Annotated in this window: 11 protein-coding genes; all 11 read left to right on the top strand. The window is 68.1% G+C overall.

Annotated elements, in window-relative coordinates:
- The coding region (locus AB1346_08195) for a glycosyltransferase (protein MEW6720414.1) at nt 1-2,858 on the top strand (2,858 nt) is incomplete at its 5' end.
- 3 nt (nt 2,859-2,861) lie between these two features.
- Nucleotides 2,862-4,649: a glycosyltransferase gene (locus AB1346_08190; protein ID MEW6720413.1), complete on the top strand. Its 1,788-nt coding sequence runs from the start codon at nt 2,862-2,864 to the stop codon at nt 4,647-4,649.
- Entirely contained in the window at nt 4,646-6,358 is a 1,713-nt protein-coding gene (locus tag AB1346_08185) for a glycosyltransferase family 9 protein (protein ID MEW6720412.1), read from the top strand. Before AB1346_08190 ends, AB1346_08185 begins: the two co-directional genes overlap by 4 nt.
- A gap of 41 nt (nt 6,359-6,399) precedes the next feature.
- Nucleotides 6,400-6,822 carry a hypothetical protein gene (locus AB1346_08180; protein ID MEW6720411.1) on the top strand — a complete coding sequence of 141 codons (423 nt, stop codon included), beginning with the start codon at nt 6,400-6,402 and terminating at the stop codon, nt 6,820-6,822.
- A 90-nt stretch (nt 6,823-6,912) separates the two neighbouring features.
- Nucleotides 6,913-7,104 (top strand): hypothetical protein, encoded by a 192-nt coding sequence (locus AB1346_08175; protein ID MEW6720410.1) that lies wholly within the window; start codon nt 6,913-6,915, stop codon nt 7,102-7,104.
- 199 nt (nt 7,105-7,303) lie between these two features.
- Nucleotides 7,304-8,809, top strand: a complete 1,506-nt coding sequence (locus AB1346_08170; protein MEW6720409.1) for an HD domain-containing phosphohydrolase — start codon at nt 7,304-7,306, stop codon at nt 8,807-8,809.
- The gene (locus AB1346_08165; protein ID MEW6720408.1) at nt 8,790-9,536 is read left to right on the top strand and encodes a PilZ domain-containing protein; all 747 of its coding nucleotides are present in this window, start codon (nt 8,790-8,792) and stop codon (nt 9,534-9,536) included. Before AB1346_08170 ends, AB1346_08165 begins: the two co-directional genes overlap by 20 nt.
- A gap of 16 nt (nt 9,537-9,552) precedes the next feature.
- Nucleotides 9,553-10,302, top strand: a complete 750-nt coding sequence (locus AB1346_08160; GenBank protein ID MEW6720407.1) for a flagellar motor protein — start codon at nt 9,553-9,555, stop codon at nt 10,300-10,302.
- Entirely contained in the window at nt 10,299-10,994 is a 696-nt protein-coding gene (locus AB1346_08155; GenBank protein MEW6720406.1) for an OmpA family protein, read from the top strand. Before AB1346_08160 ends, AB1346_08155 begins: the two co-directional genes overlap by 4 nt.
- Nucleotides 10,991-11,848 carry a flagellar motor stator protein MotA gene (motA, locus tag AB1346_08150; GenBank protein ID MEW6720405.1) on the top strand — a complete coding sequence of 286 codons (858 nt, stop codon included), beginning with the start codon at nt 10,991-10,993 and terminating at the stop codon, nt 11,846-11,848. Before AB1346_08155 ends, motA begins: the two co-directional genes overlap by 4 nt.
- Nucleotides 11,845-12,552 (top strand): flagellar motor protein MotB (locus AB1346_08145; protein ID MEW6720404.1); only part of this gene is annotated, 708 nt, incomplete at its 3' end. The genes motA and AB1346_08145, both read left to right, overlap by 4 nt.

Below are 12,552 nucleotides of genomic sequence, written 5' to 3'. Positions count from 1 at the left end.
GAAGGGACGAAGGGATGAGGATCTCCGTTTCGATGATCGCGAGGAACGAGGAAAGGAACATCGGCCGGGCGCTGGCGTCGTGCTCGTTCGCCGACGAGATCGTCGTGGTGGACGGCGGCAGCGCCGACCGCACCGTCGAGATCCTCCGGCAGGACCCCCGGGTCGTCGTGGCGGCGGTCCCCTGGACGGGTCATTTCGGCGACCAGCGGCAGCGCTCGCTCGAGCGGTGCGCGGGCGACTGGGTGATCCGCCTCGACGCGGACGAGGCGTTCTCCGACGCGTTCGAGCGGGGGATCCGGGCGTTCCTCGAAGGGCTGCCGCAGGACGTGGGGGCATGCACGATCCGCCAGTGCAACCTCGTCGGGAACGAGTCGTTCTACGCCAGGGCCTACGACGATTACGAGGCGACGCCGCGGATCTGGCGGAACCGCCCCGGCATCCGCTGGGAGAAGCAGGTGCACGAGACGCTGGCCGGGCTCGAAGGAAGGATCGTCCCCATCGACGCGTACGTCGTCCATTACGGTTTCCTCGACCGGGCCCGGTATGCGGAGAAGGGCGAGTCGTATGCGGGGATTCCGGGGAGCGGCTTCGCGCGCCGCGAGGATCTGGTGTACCGGGAATACGACGTCCAGCCGAGGCCCGCCCCGGCGGCCGTGGGAAGCCATGTGCCTCCGTATGCGCCTCCGGGAGGAGAGGGAAAGAAGGGGCGCCCCCGCGTCGCGATCGTCCGGGGGCCGAACCTCAATCCCTGGGAGATGCAGAACTACGAGCCGCTGGCGGAGACGTTCGACCTCACGGCGTACACCACGACGGAGCCCGCGTTCGACATCTCCGGCGTGCGCCTCCCGGTCGTCCGGCTGCCCGCGCACCCGGATCATCCCGCATACATGAAGGGGCTGGAGTACGCCCTCTTCGACGAGGATCTGGTCTACTCCGCCGATACGACCTGGATGTTCTCGTACCAGGCGGCGAAGATCCGGGAGAAGTTCGGGAAGAAGCTGGTGTGCCTGCAGTGGGAGAACATCCCGTTCGCCTACGAGGAGCGGGAGGAGATGAAGGCGCTGAAGGGCGCGGTCCGCTCGGCGGCGGACCATTTCGTCGCCGTGACGGAGCGGGCGCGGGAGGCGCTGCTGCTCGAAGGGGTCGATCCCGGACGGATCACGGTCATCCCGATGGGGATCGACACGGAATGGTTCCGGCCGGACGAGGGGCTGCGGGAATCGTGCCGGGCGGAGCTCGGGATCGCCGCCGGCGAGATCGTCGTTCTGTTCACCGGGCGGATGGTCTGGGAGAAGGGAGTGTACGATTTCGTCCACGCCGCGAAGCTCGTGGATGTCCTGCCGGGGAGCCGTTCCGTCCGCTACCTGATGGTCGGCAAGGGCCCCGAGCGGGAAGCGGTGACGGCCCGCGCGGAGGAGATCGGCCTGGGAAGCTCGTTCCACTTCGTCGAAAGCCACCCGTACGGCCGGATGCGCGATCTGTACAACGCTGCCGACCTGTTCGTGCTGCCGAGCATCTCCATGAGGATGTGGAAGGAGCAGTTCGGGATGGTGCTTGCCGAGGCGATGGCGTGCGGCGCCCCGGTGATCTCCACGCTCTCCGGCTCGATCCCGGAGGTGGTCGGCGACGCGGGGCTGCTCGTTCCGTCGAACGACCCGGGGGAGCTCGCCCGCGCGATCGCGTCGCTGTGCTTCTCCGGCGATCTGAGGAAGATGCTGGGGAGGAAGGGCCGGGAGCGCGCCGTCGCCCGCTTCGATTCGCGGGTGGTGGCGAAACAGGTTGCGGAGCTGTTCGACAGGGTCCTGAAGGAGCCCGGGAAGGCCGTGGTCCGGGAGTCCGCTCCGGGCGTGGTCCTTTCCCGGGCGCATGCGGCTTCCGCGTCGCCGGAGAAAACCGCCCCGGCTCCTTCGCCGGAGCCGCCGGCCGCGCCCGACCGCTCCTACTACCGGCAGGCGCGGAAGGAGATCGAGGAGATGGTCCCCGCGGGGGCTGCCCGCATCCTCGACGTTGGATGCGGCGAGGGAGTCCTCGGCAGGGCGCTTCTCGAGAAGGGGGCTTCGGAAGTCGTTGGGATCGAGGCGGATCCGTCGTCGGCCGAAGCGGCCCGGAGGAACCTCACACGGGTCCTCGAGGGGGATGTGGAGACCATGGAGCTCCCCTTCGCCGACGGCCGTTTCGACTGCATCGTCCTCGCGGACGTCCTCGAGCATCTGCGGGACCCGCTTTCGGCCCTGAAGAAGCTGAAGCGGTGCCTGGCGGAGGAGGGCGCGGTCGTGGCCAGCATCCCGAACGTCCGGTTCCTGAACGTCGTCGGCGCCCTCGCGGACGGGTGCTGGGAATACCGGGATTTCGGGATCCTCGACCGGACCCACCTGCGGTTCTTCACGCGGAAGGAGATGGAGCGGCTCTTCCGCGACGCCGGCTTCGAGCTCGAAGGGGTTTCCGAGAACCTGTCGCCCGGGTACGAGGCGCTTCCCCCGGGCCACGCGGGAGACGTGTCCTTCGGACGGGTCGTCCTTCGCGGCCAGACGCCCGAGGAGGTCAAGGACCTGTTCGTCTTCCAGTATTTGTTCCGCGCCCGGAAGGCGGAGGCCGGGGCGCGCTCGACGGGCGCCCGGGTGGAGGCCGCGGTGGCGGCCGGAGACCTCGCCGGAGCGCGGGCCGCGCTCGACGCGCATCTCCTGGAGCACCCTCTCGACCTGGACGCGCTGGTGGCCCGGTCGGAGCTGTCGTCCCGGCTCGGCATGGACGAAGAGGCGCTGGAGGACCTCGGCAAGGTGCTGTTGTTCGCCCCGTCGCGCGAGGATGCGCTTCGGCAAAAGGCGGCCATCGAAGCCGCCCGGTCGGCGGGGGTGTAGACGGTGTTCCTCGAACGGAACCTCGATGCGCTAGCGGACGTCGACCGGCGTCTTTCGGAGCGGATCCGGAACGCGGGCCGCGGAGCGGTCGCCGTCGTCCCGTCGAAGGCGGGGCCGCCGTCGATCAAGGCGGACGGCGCGGCGCTGCACAGCGTGTACGATCCGGTCCGGGAAGCGCGCGACTGGGCGGAGCACCACGATGACGCCGTCCGCAACGCCTCCGCGATCGCGGTCCTCGGATTCGGCCTTGGGTACCATGTCGAGGAGCTTCTGCACGCGGCGCGTGGAGAGATCACGGTGTTCGAGCCCGGGATCGACGTCCTGCGCGCGGCCATGGAGGCGCGGGACCTTACGCGGGTCCTCTCCTCGGCAAGGATCTTCACCGATCCGGACGATCTTCCTTCTCCTCCGCCGGACGGGACGCTCCTCGTGCTGCGCCATCTGCCGTCGGTCCGCCGGGACCCGGCCCCGCACGAGGAGGCCGCCTCCCGCCTGGAAGTCCTCAAGGTCGTGGCCCGGGGGCTGCGGATCGCCGTGGTCGGCCCGTTCTACGGAGGCTCGCTGCCCGTCGCCGGCTACTGCGCGGAGGCGCTCCGGACGCTGGGGCACGAGGTGGAGTTCATCGATAACTCTTCCTTCGGCGAGACGTTCCTTTCGATCGACAGGATCACGAAAAGCGCGCCGCACCGGGAGATCCTGCGGATGAAGTACGGGGAGTTCGCCTCCGAGGCGGCGATGGCGCGGATCGTTCCGTTCCGCCCCGACATCGTCCTCGTGCTTGCGCAGGCTCCGATCCTGGCCTCGGCACTTTCCATCCTTCGGGAACAGGGGATCGCCACCGTCTTCTGGTTCGTCGAGGACCACCGCCACATGAAGTACTGGCGGGACGTCGCATCGTCGTACGACCACTTCTTCGCGATCCAGGAGGGCGGCTTCCTCGAGATGCTCCGGGAGGCGGGGGCGAAAAACATTGCCTTCCTCCCGATGGCCGCGTCCCCCGCGGTTCACCGAAGGATGGCGCTCACGCGCCAGGAGATCCTGGAGTACGGAAGCGACGTCTCCTTCGTCGGCGCGGGGTACTACAACCGGCGCCGGCTCTTCGAAGGGCTGGTCGACCTCGACTTCCGGATCTGGGGAAACGAGTGGGGGGGGTGCCCCGTCTTCGAGGGGATCCTCCAGCGCAAAGGCGCGCGGGTGGGCACGGAAGACATCGTGAAGATCTTCAACGCCTCCCGGATCAACGTCAACCTCCACTCCTCGAGCTACCACGAGGGGGTGAACCCCGACGGCGACTTCGTGAATCCGAGGACGTTCGAGATCGCGGCCTGCGGCGCCTTCCAGCTCGTGGATCCCAGAGAGGGGCTGGCCCGCTTCTTCCGCATCGGGGAGGAGCTGGCGTGCTTCGACGGCCTGGACGACCTGCGCGGGAAGATCGCCTGGTACCTCGCGCATCCGGAGGAGCGCGAGGCGGTCGCGGAACGGGGGCGCCTCCGGGTCCTCCGGGAGCACACCTACGAGCGCCGGATGGAGGCGATGCTCGGCTGCATGGTCCGCAGCGGCTTCCGTCCGCCCTGGAAGGCGATGCGCGAGCGGGAGGATCCCGGCCGGCTCGTCGCGCAGGCGGGGCCGGACACGGATCTGGGCAGGTACCTGGCGCGCTTCGCCGGCTCCCGGCGCCTCCGGCTCGAGGACGTCCTGCGGGAGATCCGGTCGGGCAACGGGGCCGTCGACCGCGTCGAGCGGATCTTCCTCGCGCTGAACGAGATCGGCCGGCGGGAGGCGGCGGGATGAAGGAGGTCCTGCTCGTCAACCTGACCCGGATGGGAGACCTCATCCAGACGACCCCGGTGATGGAGAGCATCCGGAGGGCGCATCCCGGGGCCCGGATCACCCTGCTCGTGTGCTCGACCTTCGCGGAGATCTGCAGGGACCTGCCGTTCATCGACCGGCTTCTGGTGTTCGACAAGACCGCCCTGCGGAAGATGCTCCTCGAGGAGGAGCACACCCTCGTCGACTGCTACCGCCGCCTCGAGTCCTTCCTCGACGAAACGAACGACACCGAATACGACCTCGCGATCAATTTCACCCCCTCGGGGGAGAGCGTCTACCTCGCCTCGCTGATCCGCGCGCGGGAGACGCGGGGGGTGGTCTCCGGCGCCGGAGGGGAGCGGGTCATCCGGCACCCGTGGCAGAGGTACTTCATCAACGTGATCCCGTCGCGGCGGTACAACCCGTTCCATCTCTGCGACATGATGACCAAGGCCGCGGGCGTCCCGCCGTCCGGCAACGGGCTCCACCTGTCGGTCGCCGAGACGGAGCGACGGAAGGCGCGCGCGCTCCTCGCGGAGAACGGCGTCTCCGACGGCGATCTCCTCATCGGGTTCCAGCTCGGCGCGAGCCACGAGCTGAAGGCGTGGCCGGCGGACTCCTTCGCCCGCCTGGCGCGGATGTTCGCGGAGTCGACGGGCGCCCGCATCCTGCTCACGGGATCGAAGGCGGAGGAGGAGCTGGGGAAGCGGTTCGAATCGAAGGGCCCCGCGAAAACGGTCAACCTCATCGGGAAGACCGACCTTCGGGCGGTCGCCGCGCTGATCCGGCGCTGCTCCCTCTTCGTCACGAACGACACGGGGCCGCTGCACATGGCGACCGCGGTCGGCACGCCCGCCATCGACCTTTCCCTCGGGCACGTCTGCTTCCGGGAGACCGGCCCCTTCGGGGAAGGGCATTACGTGATCGAGGCCGACATCCCCTGCGGGCCGTGCGGGTTCCACGTGACCTGCACCGACCCGCGGTGCAAGCGGATGGTCACGCCCGAGGCCGTGTTCGCGCTCGGGACGAGGGTCCTTTCGGAAGGGCGCATCGAGACCGTCGAGGACGGCCCGGAATGGAGCGGGGTCCGGGTCTACCGCTCCGGGTACGCTCCGGACGGCTTCCAGGATTACGTGCCGCTCCTGCGCCGCTCTTTGACCCGGGACACGTTCTACACCTACCTGTACCGCGAAACGTGGCCCTGCATCCTCGACGGGGCGGCGGAATTCCCGGTCGAGCGGGCGTGCGGGACGATCGGGGCCAAGGCGTCGGCCTGGCACGGGGAAGGGGAGCTGGAAGCGCTCCTGCCGGAGCTCGACGGCGACCTGGAGGCCCTTCAAAGGATGGAAGCGCTGGCGGGGGAGGCCCTCACGAGGGTCGCCCTGATCGGGCGGGAGGCCGCGAAGGCGTCCCCGGACGCGGAGTGGATCCGGCGGACGTGGAAGGACGTCCCCGTCATCGACCGGGAGATCGCAAAGCTCGGGAGGATCCGCCCGCAGCTGATGCCGCCCGTCACCCTGTTCGGCTACGGGAAGGAAGCGCTCGAGGGAGAGGAGCTCGCCCCGATGGCGGAGGCGGCCCTCGGCCTTTACGGCGACCTTCGGCGTCACTTCTCCATGCTCGCGGCGGCGATCGCCCGACTCGCGGAAAAGAAGGTGAAAGGCGCGCGGGCTGAGTGCTACAGTTCATGAATACGGTAAGCACCGATTCCGACCATTCCGGAGGGGACGCGATGCCGAACGATGATCCGCGCGAAGTGGAGCTGCTGTCGAGAATCCGGGAGGGGGTCGAAACCGCGCTCTCGGTCATCGGGGAGATCGACGCCGGACTCCTCGACTGCTCGAAGCGGCTCCGGATCGATCCGTCGAGCGAGACCTTCGCGGTGCTCTCGGCGGGGATCGCCAACCTCGGCGACCTCCTCGCCCTCGTCCAGGAGATCCGAAAGGGGGCCGACTTCCTTCCCTCCCGTCCCGTCCCCGCGGACGCATTGTCCACCCTGGAGAAGTCGATCGACCTGTTCCGGGAGATGCAGGCGGCCATGGAACGGAAGGACTGGATCTCCGTGGCCGACCTGATCCAGTACGAGCTGTCCCCCGTGCTCTCGGAAGGGAAGAAGGAGTTCTCCGCCGTCCGGGAGCTGCTGACCTCCCCTTGAGGAAACGCCCTCCCGCCCCTTAAGTTTTTCGGGGGATGTCCGATAAATACGGGGAGGCGTACTGGGCTGCCTTACATGGAGGTCGGGCAGATGACGATTTTCCCCTTTCAGATCGGGGAAGTGACCGGACTGTACAGCCGCGTGCTGAAGAGCCGGGACCTGTCGGCCGAGCCGGAAAGCGCCGAGCTGAAGGACGTGGTCACGCTTTCGGCCGAGGCGAAGCGACAGAAGATCCTGGAAGAGACCAAGAACGCCGTGCTGAGCCGCATCAAGTCGGGTTAGCGGCGCCGGAGCCCGCGGCTCCGGATTCTCCCGTTCCGCGACCGCCGGTCGCCCGGCGGACGTTCGTCGTGTACCCTGCGGAAATCCTTGCCGTTTTTTTCCTTCCCCAAGCCCAAAGAAGCCCTAATGTTCCGGCGGAATCTTCCGAAAAACACCATGTAGTGTGCCATATCGCCGGAAGGCCGGGCGGGGAGGCTGCATGCCGCAGAGCGAGGGGAAAGGCCGGGTCCTGATCGTCGACGACGAGCCGGCCGTGAGGGAACTGTTGTCCCAGGCCCTCACCGACGTCGGGAGCTACGAGACCGAGATGGCCGCCGACGGCCTCGAGGGGCTCGAGAGGATGCGGAATTCCCGGTACGACATCGTCTTCACCGACATCACGATGCCGCGCATGAACGGGATGGACTTTCTGAACCGGTGCCGCGAGATCGATCCTTCGGTCCCCGTCGTCATGCTGACGGGCGTCGCCTCGATGGAGATCGCGGTCGCCGCGATGCGCCAGGGGGCGTGCGATTTCCTCACGAAGCCGTTCCGCCTGGACAAGATCGTGTCGACCACCGAGCGGGTCCTCGGGGAATGGAAGCTCTACGGCCGGCTCGCCTCCACCCGGGGCTCCGACGACTCCCTGAAGCGGGTGAACGCGGAGCTCTACAAGCGGCTGCAGGAGATCGGGTCGCTGCACTCGATCGGCGCCGAGGTGGACCGGTGCCAGGACAACCGGGAGATCTACGCGCGGGTCGCGGAGATGGCCGCGAAGCTGCTCCAGGTCCGGGTCGTGTTCTTCGGGATCATCGAGAACGGCCGGCTGAACGTGCGGTCGGCGGTCGGCATCGGGAAAGCGTCGCTTCCGGTCGCCGGCCCCGTCTTCGAAGCCGTCGTCGGCGGCAGGAAGCACCACGTCCTCGACGTCGGGAGCCCGGACCCGTACACCGGCGTCCCCCTCGCGTCGCAGCTCCTCGCGATCCCGTTCCTGGTCGGGAACGAGGTGTTCGGCATCCTGAACCTCTCCGGCAAGGCCGACGGCACCGCCTTCACCGAGGAGGAGGTCTACCTGGCGATCACTTTGTCCCGCAAGATCGCCTCCAGGATCGAGAACAACGCCCTGTACGACGTCTTCTTCAACAACATCGTGGCGACGCTGAAGTCGCTCATCACGACGATCGGCGCGCGCGATTCGTACACGAAGGAGCACTCCGAGCGGGTGACGATGTATTCGCTGCGCGTGGCGGAGCGGCTGGGGCTGCCGTCCGACGAGATCGACACGCTGCGGTTCGGCGGCTACCTGCACGACATCGGGAAGATCGGCGTCCGCGACACGGTCCTCCTCAAGCCGGGGGGGCTCACGGAATCGGAGATCGGGGAGATCCGGCAGCACGCGGTCATCGGCGACGAGATCGTCCGTCCGATCCGCTTCTTCGACAAGGAGCGGAAGGTCATCCGGCACCATCACGAGCGGTACGACGGAAAGGGGTATCCCGACGGCATCGCGGGGGAGGAGATCCCGACCATCGCGAGGATCCTGGCCGTCGTCGACACCTTCGACGCAATGACCTCGGACCGGCCCTACCGGCGGGCGCTTTCCCCGGAGGCGGCGGTCGAGGAGCTCCAGCGCTGCGCGGGAACGCAGTTCGATCCGGGGATCGTGCGGATCTTCGTGGAGACGATCCGGGAGGAGGGGATTCGCAATGCAGCTCGACGAGGGTAAGAAGGTCTTCTACAAGACGATGCCGGAGGTCGTCCTCCAGCAGGCCACCGTGCTGTCGGCGGAGGGGGATTCCATCGTCCTGGCCGCGGACGGGATGCGGGACGTCGCCGCCGGCCAGCAGGTCGTGATCTCCGCGGACGGAGGCCAGTGCTTCGCCGAGGTCGTGGCGCGCGAACGGGGGAGCGTCCGGCTGCGGAAGACCTGGTCGAACAGCCGGGCCTATTTCCGGGTCGAGGACGTGGTGCCGCTCGTCGCCCGGAAGGTGGAGGCGCACGAGCGGCTCTGCGTGTCGCGCTCGTTCCCGTTCAGCGAGATCGGCATCGCGCAGGCGGATCCGGGGCCCGTGCCGGACATGAATCCCCGCGTCTGGCAGATGCTCGTCAACATCCACACGATGCTCGGGATGATCCTGGAGCGCCTCGACATGGAGACGGAGGGGCTGCTGAACGCGGAGAAGACGCAGGTGAACATGAGCGCCACCGGGATGGCGTTCCGGACGCGGGAGCGCTTCCGGGCGGGCGACACGCTGGAGGTCCGGATGCTCCTCCCCGCGAAGCCGCCGCTCGGCATGATCGTCTACGGCAGCGTCATCCGGGCCGACGACATGGGGGGCGGGGAGACGGAGATCGCCCTGCAATTCAACGACATGAGCGAGGAGCTCCGGAACGAGATCGTCCAGTACTCCCTGATGCGCCAGCGGGAGATCATCCGGAAGGCGCGCGAGTAGCGGGGGCGGAAGCGGAGTGGACCGGTCCAGCGTCATCGGCATCCTGCTCGGGATCACCGCGGTGGTCGCCGGCAACGTCATCGAGGGCGGGGCGGTGGGATCCATCCTCCAGGGCACGGCCGCCGCGATCGTCTTCGGCGGGACGGCGGGGGCCACGCTCCTGAGCTTCCCGTTCTCCGACGTGCGGCGCGCGGGCGCGTCGCTCCGGGAAGTGTTCCTCGGAGAGCGGCCCGATCCGGTCCCGGTCATCCGGCGGATCGTCGAATTCGCGGGCGTCGGCCGCAGGAACGGCCTCATCGCGCTCGAGCCCGAGCTCGCGACGATCCGGGACGACTTCCTGCGGAGGGCGATCCGTCTCTCGATCGACGGCATGAACCCGAAGATGCTGCGGGAGACGCTGGAGCGCGACATCTCAACCTACGAGGAGGAAAGGCGCCGGACGGCGAAGGTGTTCGAGACGGCCGGCGGCTTCGCTCCGACGGTGGGGATCCTCGGCGCGGTGCTGGGGCTCATCCACGTGATGGAGAACCTGACCGACCCGTCGAAGCTGGGCTCGGGGATCGCGGTCGCCTTCGTCGCGACGATCTACGGGGTCGGATCCGCAAACCTCGTGCTGCTTCCGCTGGCGAAGAAGCTCCACAACCGGCTCGACGACGAGCTGTGCGTGAGGGAGATGATCCTCGAAGGCGTGCTCGGGATCCAGTCGGGGGTGAATCCCCACTATCTCGAGGAGAAGCTGAAATCGTTCGTGGAGGGTGCCGCTTGAGACGTCGCGGGCGCAGCGAGGAGCAGGAGAACGCGGACCGCTGGGTCGTGTCCTACGCGGATTTCATCACGCTGCTGTTCGCGTTCTTCACGGTGATGTACGCGATCAGCCGCGTCGATTCCGACAAGCTCGGGCGGTTCGTCGGTTCGACGCGGGCGGCGTTCGGGCCGCGCACGCCGCAGGCGGCGAAGCCGGTCATCGAGGGGATCGCCCCGGTGGTCCCGGGCGCGGAGGAGGCGCGGCGCGACGCGGTCCGGATGCTCGAGATGTCGGGGGCGTCGGGGCTGGTGTCGGTCCGGCCGGACGCCCGCGGGCTCGTCCTCTCGATGGGGGAGCACGTCCTGTTCGACGCCGGCCGCGCCGCCGTCAAGCCGTCGTCCGGGAACGCCCTGGGCGCCGTGGCGGCCGTCCTGAGGAAGTCCGGGTGCGCCGCTGCCGTGGAGGGACACACGGACAGCCTCCCGATCTCGAACGCCCGGTTCGCCTCCAACTGGGAGCTCTCCGCCGCGCGGGCGACGGCCGTCCTGGCCCGGCTCCTCGAGGACCACGAAGTGCCTCCGGACCGCCTGTCCGCGGCGGGGTACGCCGAGTTCCGGCCCGTCGCCTCGAACGCGACGCCGGAGGGGCGCGCCCGGAACCGGAGGGTCGACGTAGTCCTCCGGCTTGAGGAAGCGGAAGGGGGCCGCCCGTGACGAACATCCTGGGCATCGGCGTGGTGCTGACCGCGGTGATCGGCGGCTACCTGCTGGAGGGGGGAAACCTCCACGTCCTGTTGGTGCCGGCGGAGTTCGTGATCATCGGCGGGGCGGCCATCGGCGCGTTCCTCATCTCCTCGCCGAAGAAGGTCATGACCGCGACCCTCCGCAACGTGGGGAAGGTCTTCAGCTCCAAGAACCACGGCAAGCAGGAATTCCTCCAGCTCCTGACGCTCCTGTACCAGGTGTTCGCCAAGATCCGGAAGGAGGGGCTCATCTCCATCGAGGCGGACATCGAGCACCCCGAGCAGAGCGCCCTGTTCCAGAAGTTCCCGGGCGTCGCGAAGGACCACCACGTCATGAACTTCATCTGCGACAACCTCAAGGTGATCATCTCGACGAGCATCCCGCCGCACGAGCTCGACGGCCTGCTCGACATCGAGATCGAGACGGGGGAGCACGAGGCGATGGTCCCGTCCCACGCGCTCAACCGGATCGCCGACGGGCTCCCCGGGCTGGGGATCGTCGCGGCGGTCTTAGGCATCGTCCTCACGATGGGGAAGATCGACCAGCCGCCCGCCGTGCTCGGGCACAGCATCGGCGCGGCCCTCGTCGGGACCTTCATCGGCATTCTACTCTGCTACGGGTTCGTCGGCCCGATGGCCGCGAACCTGGAGCACAAGGCGAAGGAGGAGGAGGTCCTCTTCCAGGTCATCAAGCTGACCCTCGTCGCGTTCGTCGGCGGTTCCGCCCCGCAGATCGCCGTCGAGTTCGGCCGCCGCGCGATCCCCGGCGACGCCAAGCCCACATTCGCCGAGCTCGAGGCGGCGGTCCGCGGGGGTCCCAAGTGAGCTCCCAGAAGAACATCATCATCAAGACGGTGAAGAAGAAGGTCGCGGGGGGGCACCACGGCGGAAGCTGGAAGGTCGCCTACGCGGACTTCGTGACCGGCATGATGGCGTTCTTCCTGCTGATGTGGCTTCTCACGATGGCGGCGCCGGAGAAGCGGGCGCGGCTCTCCTCCTACTTCCGGAACTTCAGCATCTTCGACAAGAGCGGGACCTCCTTCATGGAGAAGAAGGAGGCGATCCTGAGCGAAAGCGGCGGGGAGATCACGGTCCCGAGGGAACATTTCGGGGAGGGCGGGAAGAGGATGACTCCGGAGCAGCTCAAGGAGATCCTGATGTCGGATACGCGCAAAAAACTGCAGGGGCTCGAGGACCAGGTCCTGGTCGAGGTGTTCGAGGGGGGCGTGCGGATCCAGATCGTGGACAAGGCCGGCCAGCCGATCTTTCCGCTGGGAGGCTCCGTCCCGACGGAAGTCGGCCGGAAGATGATGGAGGCGGTCGCCGGGAGCATCAAGGACGTGCCGAACAGGATCGCCATCGAGGGGCACACCGACGCCCTGAGCTATTCCTCGGGGAAGTACACGAACTGGGAGTTGTCCACGGACCGGGCCTCCGCGGCCCGCAAGGAGATGGAGACGTTCGGGCTGAACCCCGACAGCATCGCGCTGGTCGCGGGCTACGCGGCCACCGTTCCGCTGATCCGCGAG

Source organism: Thermodesulfobacteriota bacterium, assembly GCA_040758155.1.
In the GTDB taxonomy this organism is placed as follows: Bacteria; Desulfobacterota; Deferrimicrobia; order Deferrimicrobiales; family Deferrimicrobiaceae; genus UBA2219.
Note: the sequence above shows the minus strand (reverse complement) of the source record. Positions and strands in the feature narration are given on the sequence as shown.

Excerpts from the sequence above, each read along its gene's own strand:
- AB1346_08185 (MEW6720412.1), top strand. The coding sequence starts at position 4,646 with ATGAAGGAGGTCCTGCTCGTCAACCTGACCCGGATGGGAGACCTCATC.
- AB1346_08180 (MEW6720411.1), top strand. The coding sequence starts at position 6,400 with ATGCCGAACGATGATCCGCGCGAAGTGGAGCTGCTGTCGAGAATCCGG.
- AB1346_08175 (MEW6720410.1), top strand. The coding sequence starts at position 6,913 with ATGACGATTTTCCCCTTTCAGATCGGGGAAGTGACCGGACTGTACAGC.
- AB1346_08170 (MEW6720409.1), top strand. The coding sequence starts at position 7,304 with ATGCCGCAGAGCGAGGGGAAAGGCCGGGTCCTGATCGTCGACGACGAG.
- AB1346_08165 (MEW6720408.1), top strand. The coding sequence starts at position 8,790 with ATGCAGCTCGACGAGGGTAAGAAGGTCTTCTACAAGACGATGCCGGAG.